This is a genomic window from Pelagihabitans pacificus (assembly GCF_009371985.2).
GTDB classification, from domain to species: Bacteria; Bacteroidota; Bacteroidia; order Flavobacteriales; family Flavobacteriaceae; genus Pelagihabitans; species Pelagihabitans pacificus.
This window is the reverse complement of the sequence record NZ_VIKU02000001.1, coordinates 859,903-877,296: the sequence shown is the minus strand read 5'-3', so window position 1 is coordinate 877,296 and position 17,394 is coordinate 859,903. Positions and strand designations below refer to the sequence as shown.

General features: G+C 44.3%; 14 protein-coding genes and 1 tRNA gene. 9 read left to right on the top strand and 6 right to left on the bottom strand.

Translation table 11 applies throughout. The features are described 5' to 3' along the window. The first annotated feature begins 8 nt into the window (after window positions 1–8). The 8 genes from FK220_RS03865 to FK220_RS03830 all read left to right on the top strand — a co-directional run bounded on the left by FK220_RS03865 (window position 9) and on the right by FK220_RS03830 (window position 7,611). Window positions 9–680 (top strand): DUF4230 domain-containing protein, encoded by a 672-nt coding sequence (locus FK220_RS03865; RefSeq protein WP_152572953.1) that lies wholly within the window; start codon window positions 9–11, stop codon window positions 678–680. Between the two features lie 90 nt (window positions 681–770). Then, window positions 771–1,094, top strand: a complete 324-nt coding sequence (locus tag FK220_RS03860) for a Dabb family protein (protein ID WP_238718884.1) — start codon at window positions 771–773, stop codon at window positions 1,092–1,094. A 181-nt stretch (window positions 1,095–1,275) separates the two neighbouring features. Next, window positions 1,276–1,632, top strand: a complete 357-nt coding sequence (locus tag FK220_RS03855) for an MmcQ/YjbR family DNA-binding protein (protein WP_152572951.1) — start codon at window positions 1,276–1,278, stop codon at window positions 1,630–1,632. 8 nt (window positions 1,633–1,640) lie between these two features. After that, window positions 1,641–2,114: a DinB family protein gene (locus FK220_RS03850; RefSeq protein WP_152572950.1), complete on the top strand. Its 474-nt coding sequence runs from the start codon at window positions 1,641–1,643 to the stop codon at window positions 2,112–2,114. 45 nt (window positions 2,115–2,159) lie between these two features. After that, window positions 2,160–3,932 (top strand): MutS-related protein, encoded by a 1,773-nt coding sequence (locus FK220_RS03845; RefSeq protein ID WP_152572949.1) that lies wholly within the window; start codon window positions 2,160–2,162, stop codon window positions 3,930–3,932. Window positions 3,933–3,947: 15 nt separating this feature from the next. Beyond that, window positions 3,948–4,949, top strand: coding sequence for a metal-dependent hydrolase (locus FK220_RS03840; RefSeq protein ID WP_152572948.1), 1,002 nt, complete (start codon window positions 3,948–3,950; stop codon window positions 4,947–4,949). Window positions 4,950–4,957: 8 nt separating this feature from the next. Further along, the gene (locus FK220_RS03835) at window positions 4,958–5,566 is read left to right on the top strand and encodes a DUF998 domain-containing protein (RefSeq protein WP_152572947.1); all 609 of its coding nucleotides are present in this window, start codon (window positions 4,958–4,960) and stop codon (window positions 5,564–5,566) included. Between the two features lie 203 nt (window positions 5,567–5,769). Further along, entirely contained in the window at window positions 5,770–7,611 is a 1,842-nt protein-coding gene (locus FK220_RS03830; RefSeq protein ID WP_238718883.1) for a DUF5060 domain-containing protein, read from the top strand. Window positions 7,612–7,645: 34 nt separating this feature from the next. On the opposite strand, the gene FK220_RS03825 is transcribed toward FK220_RS03830, so the two are convergent. The 5 genes from FK220_RS03825 to FK220_RS03805 all read right to left on the bottom strand — a co-directional run bounded on the left by FK220_RS03825 (window position 7,646) and on the right by FK220_RS03805 (window position 14,403). Then, a complete protein-coding gene (locus tag FK220_RS03825; RefSeq protein WP_152572946.1) occupies window positions 7,646–8,746 on the bottom strand; it encodes a DUF4407 domain-containing protein in 1,101 nt (366 codons plus the stop codon). A 214-nt stretch (window positions 8,747–8,960) separates the two neighbouring features. After that, on the bottom strand, window positions 8,961–11,117 hold the full coding sequence (locus FK220_RS03820; RefSeq protein WP_152572945.1) for a M56 family metallopeptidase: 2,157 nt from the start codon (window positions 11,115–11,117) through the stop codon (window positions 8,961–8,963). Between the two features lies 1 nt (window position 11,118). Beyond that, on the bottom strand, window positions 11,119–11,484 hold the full coding sequence (locus tag FK220_RS03815) for a BlaI/MecI/CopY family transcriptional regulator (RefSeq protein WP_152572944.1): 366 nt from the start codon (window positions 11,482–11,484) through the stop codon (window positions 11,119–11,121). Window positions 11,485–11,644: 160 nt separating this feature from the next. Next, the gene (locus FK220_RS03810) at window positions 11,645–13,006 is read right to left on the bottom strand and encodes a lanthionine synthetase LanC family protein (protein WP_152572943.1); all 1,362 of its coding nucleotides are present in this window, start codon (window positions 13,004–13,006) and stop codon (window positions 11,645–11,647) included. 8 nt (window positions 13,007–13,014) lie between these two features. Next, window positions 13,015–14,403, bottom strand: a complete 1,389-nt coding sequence (locus tag FK220_RS03805) for a dipeptidase (RefSeq protein WP_152572942.1) — start codon at window positions 14,401–14,403, stop codon at window positions 13,015–13,017. A 109-nt stretch (window positions 14,404–14,512) separates the two neighbouring features. Between FK220_RS03805 and FK220_RS03800 the strand changes: the two genes are divergently transcribed. Next, window positions 14,513–14,594 (top strand) — tRNA-Leu (locus tag FK220_RS03800). Between the two features lie 780 nt (window positions 14,595–15,374). Here the strand turns inward: FK220_RS03800 and FK220_RS03795 are convergent. Further along, window positions 15,375–17,141 carry a serine hydrolase gene (locus FK220_RS03795; protein ID WP_152572941.1) on the bottom strand — a complete coding sequence of 589 codons (1,767 nt, stop codon included), beginning with the start codon at window positions 17,139–17,141 and terminating at the stop codon, window positions 15,375–15,377. Window positions 17,142–17,394: the final 253 nt, after the last annotated feature.

Here is a 17,394-nt window from a genome sequence, read left to right as displayed (position 1 = left end):
TTTATCGAATGGATAATGTGTTGGATTCTTTACTAGGACTCGCTTTGGGTGCCATCGTCACCTATTGGGTCTATTCCTTTTTTCGAAAAAAGCAGGGAAGGGAAGTGACCAAGCACCAATCGACCGTTTTATTGGAAAAAATCAAGAGTGTCTGCAAATTGATTTCCGTGGAAGGGGAGTTTGCCGAAATCTATACGTACGAGAATACCAAGCAACGGTTCCTAAGTATGATCAGTAGTAAGAAAAAAGCGCTCATCGTCATCAACGCCAAGGCCCATATTGGCTATGACCTATCAAAGATCGCGATGAAGTCCGATGTGGAAAATAAAAAAGTGACGCTTACGGATTTTCCCCAACCCGAGATACTGTCGATAGAGCCCGAGCTGGAATTCTATGACATCAAAAATGGTATGTTCAATTCGTTTACACCGAATGACTTGAATGTGCTGAACCAAGAAGCCAAACACCATATTCGGGAAAAAATACCCCAAAGCGGATTGATGGAAATGGCCAGAAAGGAAGCCTTGGATACCATTCTTTTAATTGAAAACCTAGCGGAGACCATCGGTTGGAAGTTGGATTATTCCGCTTTGGAGATAGGAAGTAAAATTGACAAGCTCCCAAAAGGCAATGCCTTGTTGGAATCAAAAAACGAAGCATCCGAACGATCCAGTAAATAGTACTTTATCAATAAGATCATGAAAAAAATCGCCATTGTATTTCTATTGCTAACTTTAGCCATTTATGGTCATGGCCAAACTGAAAACACTATGAAAGAATTCGATGCCAATTTTGTACATACCGTTTACTTTTGGTTAAAAAACCCCGATAGCGAAGCGGACCGCACTGCTTTTGTAACCTCATTACAGAATTTTCTGGACAATTCGGCTTATGCAAAAACCAAGTTTATCGGCACCCCTCCCAGGGCAAGTCGGGATGTGGTCGATGGCTCGTTCACCTATTCGCTGATCGTAACCTTCGATTCTGCCGAGGCACAACAAAAATATCAGGACGAGGCACCGCACAAATTGTTCGTCGAGGAGTCGAGCAAATTATGGACTAAAGTCATCGTGTACGATTCGATGGGCTTGTGATTTTGTGGATAATTCCGAATGAGAGCCGCCAGTTGGTCTGACCAGTGTATTGTTCACACGATCATCTAGATTTAAACGCTGCTCGGCTTGTCGGGGGTTTGATTACTTAGGGGGCCATTTAAAATAACAATAAAGTAAGGTCCTCTCTACCCATGTAGGACAGGATTTAGGAGCGTAGACCATGAATATCGAAGCATTCCGCGAGTACTGTTTAGCGAAAAAGGGCGTCACCGAAGAATTTCCATTCGATGAACACACCTTGGTCTTTAAGGTAATGGGCAAAATGTTCGCATTGGTTCCTTTGGAGCGCCTACCATCACAGGCCAACTTGAAATGTGATCCCGAAAGGGCCATTGAATTGAGGGAGGAATACGATGGGGCCATCAGCCCGGGCTATCATATGAGCAAAACACATTGGAATACGTTGTTCCTGGAACAGCTTCCCCCAAAATTGGTGAGCGGGCTGATTGATCACTCTTTTGAACTGGTAGTCGCAAAATTCCCCAAAAAGCTTAGGGCCGAATTTGATAGCCTGTAAATTACGATATGGAAAGTCGCTTAAAGACCATTATAGATAATTTGAAGGAGTGCTTTGATGGAAAACCTTGGTACGGGGACTCGGTGATGAAAAAGTTGAACAGCATCGATTGGCAACATGTAAATCACCGACCCTCTGGCGTACGGTCTATTGCCACCCTGCTTCGACATATCATCAATTGGCGCATCTTTGTGTTAAAAAAGTTACAGGGAGATGCTACCTACGATCTCGTAATCGACGGTCCGAACGACTGGTCCGATGTTCACATCAAGAACCAAGGGGAGTGGGAGCAACTGAAACAGGAACTCATTCAAACCCAAGATGACTTGTTGGCAGTACTGGGCCGTTCTACCGACCCGATTTTGGAAACCGAAGTGCCGGGAAAGCAATACGATTTTGGCCCCGTACTCAACAGTATTGCGCAACACGATATCTATCATTTGGGGCAGATAGCCCTAATCGATTCAGCGGTAAGAAGCTAAGGTAGAAAATGTATCTTTGACCCCAAATAAGTCTTTAGGCCTACCATGAATGAACCCCTTCATTTCTACCAAAATCAAATACGGAAACATACCCAGGCCCTGTCCGCCGTAAAAAAAAGGCTCTTTGTTTCCAGCATGCTGCGATTGATGGTTTTCGTGGGTGCCGTAATCGGAAGCTATTTGGTTTTTTGGAATGCGAAAGCCGTCGTAGCAATTGTTTTGTTGGCGATTGCACTGTTTTTGTTTTTGGTTTCAAGACATACCGATCTGGAACGAAAAAGAGATACCTTAAAGGCGCTTTTGGATAGTAATGAAAACGAAATTCGGATGCTTAACCGTGATTTTTACCATCGGCCGGAAGGAAACCAGTTTAAGGACCCGACGCACTATTTTAGTCAGGACATCGATTTGTTCGGAAGGGGATCTTTTTACCAATATGTTAACCGAACGGCATTGCAACAAGGTAGCGAGACCTTGGCGCAACTGTTTTTGGAGAATTCGATTGAGGACATTTTGCAAAAACAAGAAGCGGTAAAAGCGCTGTCAAAAATACCCGAATGGCGTCAGGAGTTTTCGGCCATCGCCTCCCTGACCAAAGCTGAAACCGGGGTGGATGTCATTCATCAATGGTTGACCCATTATACCCCCTTTGTTCCGAAAGCGATGCGTTGGCTACCATGGCTTTTCTCCGGGGCCTCGCTATTGTTTTTAACATTGTACTTTTTGGGTATTCTGCCGGGATTGGTTCCTTTTTTATGGGTGTTCACAGGGCTTGGGATGTCATCGATTTACACCAGGAAAATTACGAAGCTCGGAGTCAATGCTTCGAAGGCCCATGGCACCTTCACTCAATACAATCAATTGATTCAATTGATTGAAAACCACGAATTTGAAGCCCAGTTTCTGTCAGAACAGAGACGGTCGGTGATGCGTGAAGGAGAAAAAACCTCAACCCTCATCCAACAGTTTTCAAGGCTCCTCAACGGCTTGGATAAGAACAACAATGTATTCTATCTAATTTTGGCGAACGGCTATTTTTTAAGGGCACTTACCTATGCCTATCAAACGGAGCAATGGATTCAAACCTATGGGAATTCTGTAGAGGAATGGTTCGATACCATCGCTTTTTTCGATGCCTACAATAGTTTGGGGAATTTCGCCTTTAACCATCCCAACTATCAATTTCCTCGATTGACCGATGAAAAGGAAGTACTGAAGGTGAAAGGTGCAGGGCATCCGCTCTTAGATCCGAAGAAGAATGTTTTAAACGATTTTCAAATCGATGATCAAGCTTTTTTGATTATCACAGGAGCCAATATGGCCGGGAAAAGTACTTTTTTGAGAACGGTTTCCTTACTCATTCTTATGGGGAATATAGGCTTGCCGGTTTGTGCGGATTCGGCGGAATACCAACCTGTCAAATTGATTACAAGTATGCGGACAACAGATTCCTTAACCGACGAAGAGTCGTATTTTTTCTCGGAATTAAAACGGTTGAGATTTATCGTTGACGAGATTCAGAACGACCGTTATTTTATCGTGCTTGATGAAATTTTAAAGGGTACGAACAGTACTGATAAGGCCAAGGGTTCGCGTAAATTTGTAGAACGCTTGGTACGCTCAAGGTCTACCGGTATCATTGCCACCCATGATTTGAGTTTGTGTGAAGTAGCCAAGAAACTACCGCAAGTAAAGAATTACTATTTTGATGCGGAAATAGTCAATAACGAATTACATTTTGACTACCACATAAAGCAAGGTGTTTGCCAGAACATGAACGCTTCGTTTTTGCTGAAAAAGATGGGGGTCGTGGAATGAAATTGAACGTAACAAATGGATTCACTGACACAAATTGTATTAGGTGCCTCGGTAGGCGAAGCGGTGTTGGGTAAAAAAGTGGGTAACAAGGCAATGCTCTACGGTGCTATTGCCGGGACCATTCCCGACCTCGACGTTTTAATGAAGTATTTTACCGATACGGTGACCGCTATTGAATGGCATCGGGGTTTTAGCCACTCCATCGTCTTTAGTATCGGGTTTGCCCCTATTTTTGGTTGGTTGGTTTGGAAGCTCGAAAAAAAGGGGGAGGCTTCATGGAAGGAATGGTCATGGCTCTTCTTTTGGGGGCTTTTCACCCATCCCATTCTCGATACCTTTACGACCTGGGGCACCCAACTTTTTTGGCCTTTTGATACCCGACTTGCTTTTCAGAACATTTTTGTGATCGATCCGCTGTATACGATTCCGTTTTTGATTTTTCTTATATCGACGATGCGACAAAAGCGAACCGCTCCCCTAAGGAAAAAGTACAACCGGTTGGGACTGCTGATCAGTAGTTCCTATTTGATATTGACACTGGCCTTAAAGGGTTTTGCCCATTCGAGATTTATAGATAGCCTAGAATCACAACGTATTGCGTATGCGCAAATCGATACACGGCCAACCCCGTTCAATACGATACTTTGGACAGCCAATGTCGACGTGGGAGACGCCTATTTGATAGGTAATTATTCCTTTTTTGATTCAAGGGAGATTCAGTTTACCGCCTATTCAAAAAATCATCAGTTACTGGGTGACCTGAAAAATAACGACAAAGTAAGTCGACTCATTGAAGTAACCGAGGGCTGGTATACCATTAATCAACAGGAAGACCAACGCTATCTGAACGACCTCCGGTTCGGGTTACTCAGTCTCGACCCGACCGAAACCCGCTTTGCTTTTAGTTACGAACTAGAACAAACGAAGGCTGGATTGAAGATTCGGGAGACGCCGAAATTCAAGACCGATACCAACCGTTTGCTATCGGCACTTTGGATACGAATGTGGGGAAATTAAGGTACAATATGATCAAAAAAGTCACTTTTGTTTTCGGGCTGTCCGGTGCTTTCATTTTTGCTGTTGCTTCCGTTTTTGGCGGATTGCAAATCGAAGGCTACAGCCAACTGGAACAATATATAAGTGAGAGCTATGCTACCGGCATGCCAAACGCCGCGTATCTGCAATATGCTTTTATCATCAGTGGAATGCTTTTGGCGTTTTTTGGATTTCTATCCGCCAGGGTGTATGTGAAATCGAAAAGTGTAAAAATAGCGTTTGTCCTATTTGCCATTTTCTACGGTTTGGGGACCATCATTACGGGCATTTTTCCCTGTGATATCGGATGTGTGCCCAATGGGGAAAGTCCAAGTCTATCCCAATTCGTGCACAACCTTTCAGGGACACTGACCTATTCGACCGTACCTTTTTGTATGCTGGCGGTGGGTTTTGGACTTCGAAAAGAAGTTTCATATAGGTACATGTCCAGGTTCTCCTTAGGCGCAGGGGTTGTTGCATTGACTTTTGTTGTATTTTTATTCGGGGATGCGAACGGACCTTTTAAGGGGATATACCAACGAATTATTGAAGCGAGTGTCCTTTCTTGGGTATGCGTTGTCAGTTTTTTTGCTCGATGATCGAGATTTGAATGCTCCGACACCCCTACGAAAGGTGTTCGGGCAGGCTTGCGTAGAAACCTATGTTGATTGCTTTGAGTGCCTCGTGGGCTGTCACGCCTTCACCTAGCCATTTGTGCCTCCGCTAAAGCTATGGTGACACGCGGACTGCAGACGGAGGCCCCGAGGTCGTTTACCATAAAACCATCTAAAACCGATATATCTTGAAAAATTTTCGATTGTTTACCTACTATCTAATCGTGGCGCTCTTTTTTGGGGCCTGTGCCGAAGAACAAAAAGAGATTTCGTTACCGGAACATCACCAATGGCATACGGTCACCCTCGATTTTGAAGGACCGGAGACTTCTGAAAAAGCTGCGGAGAATCCGTTTCTAAACTATCGCTTACAAGTTGAATTCAAACATGCCGATACGAATTATACGATTCAAGGCTTCTATGCCGCCGATGGCAATGCGGCCGAAACAAGTGCGGATTCTGGAAACATCTGGCGGGTACGGTTCACTCCGGATAGGTTGGGGGAGTGGTCGTATCATGCCGTGCTGCAACAAGGAGACTCGATCGCGCTTAAGGAAGACTCGGAAACAGGAAATACAATTGACATCACCGATGCCGATGGAGCCTTTTTAGTGGTACCCTCGGACAAACAAGCCCCGGACTTTCGTTCCAAGGGACGATTAAGAGTGTCTAACGGATACTTTCGTTTTGGCGATACCGGCGACTACTGGATCAAGGGAGGCGCCGATAGTCCCGAAAACCTATTGGCTTACGAGGACTTTGATGGTACGTATCGGATGCAGACCTCCAATTCCGAGGGGGAAGCAAGCACCAATGATACCATTCATTCGTATACCCCGCACTTAAACGATTGGCAGGAGGGAGACCCTACTTGGCAGAATGGCAAAGGGAAAGGCCTGATCGGCGCGTTGAACTATTTGGCTTCCAAGGGAATGAACGCGGTGTACTTCTTGGCGATGAATATCGAGGGCGATGGCAAGGATGTTTGGCCCTACGCAGCCCCCGACAATTTTACCCGGTTTGATGTGAGCAAACTGGAGCAATGGGAAATGGTATTTCAACACATGCAATCCAAAGGAATGTTACTGCATATGGTATTGCAGGAAACCGAGAACGAGACCATGCTCGATGAGGGGGATACTGGTCCGCTTCGACAATTGTATCTGCGCGAATTGATGGCTCGTTTCGGGCATCATCTTGCGCTGCAATTTAATTTAGGGGAAGAGAACGGTCCGGCCGATTTCACCCCGATTGCCCAGAATGATGTACAACGAAAGGCCATGATTCGCTTTCTTACCAAAATAGACCCCTATGATCATCCCCTCTTGTTGCACACCCACTCCCACGAGCCCGCACGTACCGATGTACTCGATTCAATTGTTGGTTTTAAGGATTTGGACGGACTCTCTCTACAGGTCGATAAAAGGGAAGGGGCCGCGGCGGTAGTGGAAACTTGGAAAGAGAAGTCCCGAGAAGCGGGACATGGTTGGTTGATTTCCATGGATGAAATCGGCATGTGGCACACTGGAGCCGTTCCTGATGCCATAGACCCCGAACATGATAGCCTACGAAGGTATGTGTTGTGGGGCACTTTATTATCGGGCGCTGCTGGGGTGGAGTGGTATTACGGTGCCAGAAATCGCTATAACGATTTGAATACCGAAGATTGGAGAACCACCGACCGTCTTTGGGAGTTGACCCATTATGCGATGCGATTCTTTGAAGACCATTTGCCGTATTGGGAAATGCAGCCCGAACACACGCTTGTGAATTCGAAAGAGGCCTACTGTTTCAGGAAAGCAGGGGAAGTGTATGCCGTATACCTACCGGATTATGAAGAATATAGCATCGATTTGAGTTCGGTCGAGGGTACATTCACCGTGCAGTGGTTCGATCCTTTAAATGGGGGCGATTTACAACAGGGGTCACTTACTACCCTGACCGGTGGTAGTGTGCAAAACTTGGGACTTCCGCCGAAAGCCGATAAAAAGGACTGGGTGGTACTGCTAAGGGTAGCCAAGGAAAAATGATGACGAGAAGCAAAACGATGACATATCATTTCACTTACAATCGCTTCACCTGCATATCGTGAAAGGCATCGGCCTGTAATCGCATGAGTTCCTCCGCTTTCTGCTTTTTATATGCGTATACTGCTTCTTCCTCGGCGATTTCGCCGTAGATTTTCTCATTCAATTCGGTATCGGTAACGAGGATTTTTTGACGTTCCCTCACTTTCTGGGTCACCCAAGTTTTGATAGCGGTTTCCTCGTCTTCCAACTTCAGGTCATATTCCCCTTTGGGCGCCAACAATTTAGCGATAATGGGCGATGTCTCGATTGCCAAAAATAATAGAAAGATAAAAAAGGAGGGAAACCAGGGCAGTTCCCCCAAAGCGTTGATACGGGCCATGAGCCCGTCGAAACCGTCGATAATAGGCTGGGAGTTCTTGACCACTTCGGCATATTCAATGTTAAGAGCCGTGATTTGGGATTCGATTCCGGCAATCTTTTGGGCGTTGGTTTCCTTTAGCTGCGCCAATTCTGCCAAAGAGGCATCGTGCTTTTGGCGCTTTTCAGCATATACGGGACCCTTTCCCAATAGCATGGTGCCAGCCCTCCCCTCCGCTTCCGAGATATAGGTGTCATAGAGGTCATTGGTTTCGGCTTCCTTCGAAGCGATTTCAGCTTTAAGGGCTGCAATATCCCCGTTTAGTTTTTCTACTTGGGGCGTATATTGAAGGGCAAGCTGCTCCTTATTGGCCAAGGTCAGTTCGTTTTTTTGCTCCAACAATACTTGGTTGATTTCCTTTTCAAAAATCTTCATTTCCAGTGGCTTGGAAATGACCACGGCGATGATGACCGCCAAAAGAATTCGTGGACTCGCCTGTAGCAATTCGCTTCCGAAGCTACCTGTTTTCTTAATCGTGGAGACAATAAATCGGTCTAGATTAAAAATCAATAAACCCCAGATGAGTCCAAAAAATATAGCGGTATACACGTTGTCAAAAACGGTATACAGTGCATAGGCACTGGCGATAAAGGCCATTACCGCCGTAAAGAACACCGTGGCTCCGATACCGGCGTATTTGTTCTGTTCCCCTTCGGAACAGGTTTTTAGAATGGATGAATCGGCCCCTGAGCAGAGAATAAAAAAGTTTTGTAGCATCGTGTTCTGGTTTGATACTGAAATAGCTTCAGTAGTTGATTGATGAAAAATGGCGATGGTCTCGTTGGGGAATCGATTGTTCTCGACTCCCGTTGAACCTACTACCCAAGGGAACAACCCTTAGGATAGCATAGTATTAGAACGTTCCCTTGCGCCATTTGTTACAAAAAAAGCCCTCGAAATGAAGGCCTAGGGTCATAATTTATGATTTTATTCAGTTTTCGATGAAAATGGAATTTTTTGAAATCCTTACCTCAGGGTGTTTGCCCCCGGAACCCCTAGAGTCGATGTTCAGGTTTTTGTTATTCTTTAGAAGTTCAATGGCCCTATCTGACGAAACCTTTTGGCCTTCATAATAGAAGGTGGCACCTTTTTTGGCCATTTCGATTACATGGTCCAAAGGGGATGGCGGACTTGGCGGAGCGGGTGGTAATTCGATGATTTCTTCCATCTCATCCGCTTCTTGCATTTCTTCTGCTTCCTCGACTTGATCAACCTGTTGTAGGGGCGCCATGGCCGCTTGCGGCGCTTGTGGTGGAGCAGGGCGTTTCGGAAAATCCGGAAAGGGTTCGGCGTCCTGTTTTTGCTTGTCAGACATCAGGTCGTAGATATAGGTCATACGGTCTAGCTCTTTTTTCTTGATGCGAATGCTTGTATCACTGGCCAACATAGCATTATACTTCTTCGCCAAGGCATTGTACTCGCGCATTTCTTCCCTACTGGCACTTTGTTGTTCGCGACGGCTTGTGTTTTCTTTAGGACCAACGATGTCGATCATGGCTACTCCGTACGATTCCAATGCGGCTTCGATTTCTTGCAAAGTCGTCTCGGAGACGTTAGCCTTGGTATTGATATAGGACCGAACATTGTTTTGTCGCTCTTTCCGGTCGATTTGTACATTGAATTTTGGCAAAAGTATAGCGAGTTCATCAAGCGTTATCGGCTCCCCATTGACCAGCAGTTGTTCATCGTCCTGAATATAAATATGGATGTTCTCTATCGTTTGACATTCGGGAAATGGCTGGGCACTTTTCTTTTGTAGGGCGGTCATCTTTTGATAGATGGCCTCGAGTACCTGCAGGTCTTTTAGGGGAACCATCCTATTCTCTATAGGTTGCGCACTGTATTTTTTTGCCAGGCCGTTATATTTGATCAACTGCTGTTTTGTAGCCCCTTTTTGCGAAGAGGAGTAGGTATTGCCATTTTCTGGCCCAACGATGTTTATTGTGGCAACTCCATAATCCATTACAATTTTGTTTACCTCTTCGATAGTCCGTGGAGGAACATTCTCTTTGGGATATATCGAAACCCTCAATTGGTTCCTACGTTCTTCTTTGGATAGATCGGTACCGTAGTTTTCCAAAAAGTCTTTTAAATCTTCAAGAGCGACGATTTCTTCCTGTAGGGTTAGCCGACCTTCATTATCTATAAAAATTTCGATGTGCCCTGCGGGTGTTATCCGCTCTGATGGGCTGATTTTTCCTGCTGGAATCTCTACAATCTTGGTTTCGGTGAAAGCACCAAATAACAAGGCGAGCAAAGGGAGCAGTAGCGTACTTCTCAGGAAAATCGACTTTTTTGATGTGTGTGTTTTCATGACTGTAAATCGTTTTTTGATTGATGAATAATTGATGGCATTGACGAATGCCTGATTACCGGTGGGGGTCATAAAGGACAATAAGGTGTTTTGATAGGTCGATGAGGCCACACCTTTTTTCAATACTGCACTATCGGCAAGAAATTCGTGATTGAGTTTAATGGATTTTCGAAGGACGTATACCAAAGGATTGAACCAAAGGATGACCTGTAAAATTTCTATGAGAAGTACATCGATACTGTGTTTCTGTCTCGCATGGGTTTCCTCATGCAGCAACACTTCGTCTGGAATGGTGTTCGACTCTAGTTTGCCCTTGTTTAGAAAAATATAGCTGAAAAAAGTATGGGGCGGCATGTTTTCGCCGAGTAATACCCGAATAAAAGGTGCCACCCGTACTTTAGGATTGCTTCGGATCCTGCGGACGATTTGGACAAGGTTTTTAAGGAAGCGAATGCCAAAAAAGGCCAATCCCAGAAAATAGGCCGTCCAAAGTAAAACGGAGAAGTCCGTCATATCCGCCTCCAATTTTTGGGGTACGCCGGGAATCGGATTCGTATTGCCGTACGTGACCGACGACGTGACTGTTTCAACGGATGGATATAGCATCACCACTTCCTCCTTGAAGACCAAAGCTGGAACCATGAGGGAAAACAACAGGGCCCCGAGTAGGTAAAAGCGTTTAAAAACGTGAATGCTCTCGCGTTCGAGAAAAAGCTTGTAGAAAAGAAGTAGGACAGCAAGACAAGCTGTGGATTTAAAAAGATAGAGCCACATATTACTTTCTTTTAATTTCGTTATCGATCAGTTTTTTAAGCTCTTGTAACTCCTCTTTGCTCAAATTGGTCTCTTGTGTAAAGAACGAAGCGAATTGACTCGCGCTGTCGTTGAAAAAGTTTTTGATCAGCGAGTTCACATGCCTGGAGAAATAGTCTTTCTTTTTGACCAAGGGATAGTATTCCCTGGATCTTCCGAAACTTATGTAGGCCACAAACCCTTTGTCGGTCATTCGTTTCAACAAAGTAGCAATGGTAGTGGTCGCCGGTTTGGGTTCCGGATAGGCTTCCAACAGGTCTTTCATAAAAGCCTTTTGCTGCTTCCACAGGATGTTCATTAATTCCTCCTCTGATTTTGATAGCTGCATATTTTACATTCTTTAGTCCCGAAGTTTCGGAATTGTTCTACAAACATAGAATAAATATTTTAATTCTACAAGTGTAGAGTAAAAATCAACGAAAAAACATTTAAATTACGACATTCTGATTGCAGGTAACATAAAGAATGCCTTCAACGCGCTGAAGTTTTTACCCTCCAATTTTAGGTTCGTCAGGAATCCGAATTGAGGTAATTGTATCGAGTTGCTGCGCGTTTAATTTTAAAAACCAGAGTCCTATACCCGCCGACCCCTGCATTAATCCGGTTTGAGCTGCTAGCTCGTTAGGGTTTAGCCTGTTTTCGGCATGTATCCATTTGATTTGATTTTCTTCGTAAGTGGCTCTATCAAGAATATTTTGAGTTAGTTTCTCTGCAAACTCCCAGTACTTGTTATCACCAGTAATATGAAATAGAGAGAGATAGTAGTCACCTAGCGAAGCAGTACCACAGCACCTGCCGACGTTATTCCAATAACCTGGGGTTTGTCTTTTTTCTATTCCCTCTTTTAACAGGTTATCGGCTGGCTTTTTAATCTTATCCATCCAATTTGAATCTCCGGTAATCCTGTATAGGTTGTAGTAGAGTCTGCTGGTACCGGCCGGTCCGTGGCACCAATTCAAATAATAAAGGCCCTCACCTCCTGGCAAGTGGTGGGGTATATAACCCTTGTCATTTGATATGGAATCAAGTAACCTGGTGCTCTTAATGGCTGCATCCAGATATTTCTTGTCTTTGGTTCTCTTATAGGTCTCAGCCAAAAAGTAGGCCACTCCCGAGGTTCCGTGAGAGAAGTTATCCATATAATAGCGGTGATTTGGTCTGAACTTCCAACGTAGACCATTGGGGGATTTATCGGCGAGATCTAGCACTCCATCAGCAGCTTTAATTGCCAATTGGTCTGCTTTATCATAATCGAGTTCCTTCGCAATGTAGTGAAGATACAAACCTATTCCGGCACTTCCATAAATAATGTCAGGTATCGAATCCCAATGAATACCGTTCTTTGATACCATTGCCATTTTTTCTAGCAGGTTTACAGTTTTTAAAGCTGCTTTGGCATATCGTTTTTCTCTGGTATTCTTGTAAGTTTCTGTTAAAGTGAAACCCGTTCCGGCTAAACCAGTATACAACCCAGCTCCGGAAAGACCAAAAACAGAATCGTTCAAGGATCTCAACAAATGGTTTGATCCTTTTACAGCTTCATTTAAGTAGGTACTGTCTTTTGTAGCATTGTAAAGCTCGAGATAGAAAAGGACCACCCCCGCCGTGCCACTGTAAAGCGTATTGTCGGGACTTATTTCCAAACTGTCGGGCATTACTTTCCAAGCCTGACCGCCATCTGCTGTGCTGTATTTTGCCTTTTGTAAATAATTCTCTGACTTTTTAGCCAAGACAAGCCATTTACTTTCCTTAGGTTCAGGATTATCTTTTTGCGAACAACAGCAGAAAATTGTTGGAGTAACAAATAGTATTAGCGCCGGTATATACAATATTGTATTAATCTTTCCCATATTATGGATTAAGAATACATCTCCGAAAAATATTGGTAGAAATAGGGGATGGTCTCAATGCCTTTGAGGTAGTTCCATACCGCAAAATGTTCGTTGGGAGAGTGGATGGCATTGCTATCGAGCCCAAAGCCCATTAAAATGGTCTTGCTTTTTAATTCCTGTTCAAAAAGGGCTACGATGGGAATGCTGCCCCCACCGCGTTGTGGCACCGGTTTTTTACCAAAGGTGGTTTCATAAGCCTTTGAGGCAGCTTGGTAGCCAATGGTATCGATTGGGGTCACATAGCCTTGCCCACCGTGGTGGGGGGTTACTTTCACCCGTACCCCTTGGGGCGCAATTCGTTCAAAATGTGTTTTAAAGAGTTCGGTAATTTCCTGCCAATCTTGGTGGGGTACCAACCGCATCGAAATCTTGGCATAGGCCTTACTGGCAATGACGGTTTTGGCTCCTTCCCCTGTGTAACCGCCCCAAATACCGTTCACATCCAATGTAGGGCGTATCGAGTTCCGTTCGTTGGTACTATAGCCTTTTTCCCCGTACACTGCTTCGATACCCAATGAGTTCTTGTACGCTTCCAAATCAAACGGCGCCTTCGCCATTTCGGCCCGTTCTTCTTCGGAAAGTTCCTCTACCCGATCGTAAAACCCGGGAATGGTTATGTGGTTATTCTCATCGTGAAGGGAGGCGATCATCTTCGCCAGGATGTTGATCGGGTTGGCTACCGCACCCCCATAAAGTCCGGAATGTAGGTCGCGATTGGGTCCAGTGACCTCGACCTCGACGTAGCTTAGGCCTCGGAGTCCGGTGGTGATCGAGGGTACATCGTTGGCAATCATTCCGGTATCCGAGATGAGGATAATGTCGTTTGCCAGCTTTTCGTGATGCTCCGATACATAGGTAGCGAGGTTTTTGCTCCCCACTTCTTCTTCCCCTTCGATCATGAACTTTACATTACAGGGTAGTTGTCCTGTTTTGATCATGAACTCCACCGCCTTGATGTGCATGTACATCTGGCCCTTATCGTCACTGGCGCCCCGTGCAAAAATGGCTCCCTCGGGGTGGAGTTCCGTAGGCTTGATGACCGGCTCAAAAGGCGGGGAATTCCATAAGTCGGTGGGATCGGGGGGTTGTACGTCGTAATGACCGTAGACCAGCACGGTCGGTAGGTTGGGATCAATGATTTTTTCGGCATACACAATAGGGTACCCGGCAGTTTCGCAAATCTCAACGGCATCGCAACCGGCTGTTTCCAAAGCTGTTTTCACGGCGTCGGCCGTATCCAAGACATCTTGGGAGAAAGCGGAATCGGCGCTAACGGAGGGTATTTTCAGCAAGTCGATCAATTCGTCGATAAAACGTTGTTTGTGTTGCTCCAGGTACTCCTTGATCTCTTGCATGCTTTTTTGGTTTAAAGAATGATTAAATGTAAGAAAAGAAGTTTTTAAAAAAGATGCATTTCCAAATTGAATTTTATTTTATATTTGCATCCCCAATTTATGGGGATTTGCAGGCGTGGTGGAATTGGTAGACACGCTAGACTTAGGATCTAGTGCCGAAAGGTGTGAGAGTTCGAGTCTCTCCGCCTGTACAGACGAAAGACTTCTTGGCAACGAGAGGTCTTTTTTTTATGAACAGAGTTGTTTCTGAAATTCAGGCAAAGGAGTGACGAGAAGCCTGTCCCAAGCGAAGTCGAGGGGAGTCTCTCCGGCTGTACAGAAACAAAGCCCTTCGGAATCGAGGGGCTTTTTTGTTTTCATAAATTTGGAATTTTGCTTGGGAGATGGGCAGTTTAACCGAGTACTTGAGTTTTATTCAATACAGGCACCTTCGCAGGGAGTCTCGGGGTTTATACCGAGCGAGTATCCTGCAATTTAAACTGCCTTTTCGAAATGGGCTGAAAGAGACTGAAGATGAGGATAAACTTTGGAATGCCTGTTGCTTTCAGGCAAAATTGTTTTGGCGTCTAAACCTTCTGCCCGATTATTCAATGAAAAATGCCTTAAACAATTAGTTGCTCACTAAAATCAGCAAAACTCAATACAGAGTTACATCGATTTTTTATTTGGTAAGTATTGGTAAAGAGAAGGTTTGGGGTCTATTCATATCCCTGATGCAATCAGGTCGGTAACCGGTGGCTATGAAAAGTAAAAGTATTTCAGGGATGAAGTTTTCTTTACAAAATTATATGATAAGCATCAGTACCAATCCATCCAAAAAGATTCATTTGAACGGTTCTTTCTTGAATACGAAAGCGGTCACCAACTTGCTGAAATTTACGAACTGTCCCGATTTACTTGCTTGAAACTCGAAGGTGAACACCTACCGATAACCAGTACGAACACCACTATCTAAAAATATTTCATAGTCTTTAATTTGCTGTTTTGACGGTATACGGAATGTAATTGGACCACTCCCAGGGAGTGTATTTGTCCGCAATGGCAGCCTCCAACAATTCTTTATAGATACGCTCCCCATTATCGGAGTTGGTCATAATTAGCATCCCTTTGCCCAATTCTGGAAATAGTATGGAATAGTGTTGAAATCCGTCTCCGTGACCTCCTTTGGAGACCGCTGTTCCATAAGGGGTTTCAAAATAAATCCATCCCAATCCACAGCTCAAATTAATGGAGTCGTACTTGGTTGTAGCGGTGGTGGCGTCTTGTCCAAAATGTTTTAAGGAACGAATTCTTATTTGAGGGCTAAAAATTTCTTCGTAGGAGGTTTTACTTAAAAGTTCCCGATTCAAAATAGCGGTCAAGAATTTGATATAATCACCTACTGTTGTTTCCAAAGTACTGCCGGACCTGGGTTCATTGTCGATATCTTTTTGATGGATTTCTCCGTTGTTCATATGACCATAGGCAAAGTCCTTTTCGAACCTCGGTTGCCATTGATAAGAAGAATTATTCATTTGCAATGGTTCGAAAATAATTTCCTGCGCAAGTTCCTCCAACCCTTTTCCAGTAAGTTTTTCCAGGACAACCTGTAGGTACACGAAACCCTCCCCGCTATAGCTATATTTTGTGCCCGGAGTATAGTGGACCTTTAATTTTTGGTCCGGTTCAAAAAATCGCCAGTTGGCAAATCCGGTGGTATGTGCCAAACACATTCTCGCAGTTATTTGTGGATACAGACTGTCTGTCTTTAGATCGGAATAATTATCATGCCAACGTGTTTGTGGTTCGTATTCATATATCTTTTTGGGAAGGTAGGACTCTAAGGGGGTATCCAGATCAAGGACGTTTTCCTCCACCAACTTCATGACCAATACACTAAAAACAGCTTTGCTCAAAGAGGCACCATAAATATTTGTGGAGTCGGTTAGTGCCAGCCTTTTAAGATAGTCCTTATATCCAAACGTTCTTTGATAAACAGGCATATTTTCATTGAATATGGTAACTGCCACCCCATGCACCTCGGCGTCATTGACAAGCTGGTCGATTTTATCGGTCAACGAATCCTTGGATATCCCGGTGCCGTCCAAACGTATAATCGTATCGGTCTTTTGTGGTTTACAGTTTATAAAAGTGAGTAGGATGAAAAGGAACAGCAATGACTTAACGGTTTTGCGTTTTTGGAATCTTAAAAACGGTATCGCCAACGGATAGTAACATTTGTACTCTTTCACAGCGTATACAATATTGCCCAGTACAATCAGGGCGCTCAACGGAATGATTGAAATAAAAAAGATGAACCCCCATTTCTCAATGGTCAATAGGGCAATAAATGATAGCACATACGACAAGAGAACAGTGATTTGAAAATTGATGACCTTGATGCCATGTCGGTCATAAAGCGGATTATCTTCACGTTTGTGAATCCATAGGAACAGTGGAAAGAGCACATTGCAGAAAGGGAGTACAAAACCCAATAATGGCGTGCCGTGTAAAAGCAATAACCATTTCTTTTGAATCGCTTCTTCTTTCGGGTTTTCGAGTTGAAGTAGGTCGTCTACGTCAATTTCGAGGGCGGTCGCCAGCAACTTTACGGTTTGTAGGTGCGGGTTCACATCCCCTTTTTCGATACGCTGGATAGTACGCACCGTTACGGCTGTTTTCATTGATAGTTCCTCTTGGGTAAAGCCTTTGAGTTTTCTTTGGTAAATAAGGTTCTTTGCAATCGAATGATTCTCCATTGAGTTAAAATTTGTTTGGTTCAAAGCTATCGATATCCCTTGGTTTTTTTTACGACATTTAGATGTCATCTTTGTGTCATTTGTCTCTAATGACCCCTGTTTATAGGGAATTGAGGTCATCAATCTCAAAATTTGGAGAATCGGTACTGAAGAATATGATATAAGAATCCTATTAAAACACAATGTCATAAAAGGCCCATAAGGGGTCTAAACGAATCGGTAATTACGGGAAGCGCCACAGTAAACCCAAAAC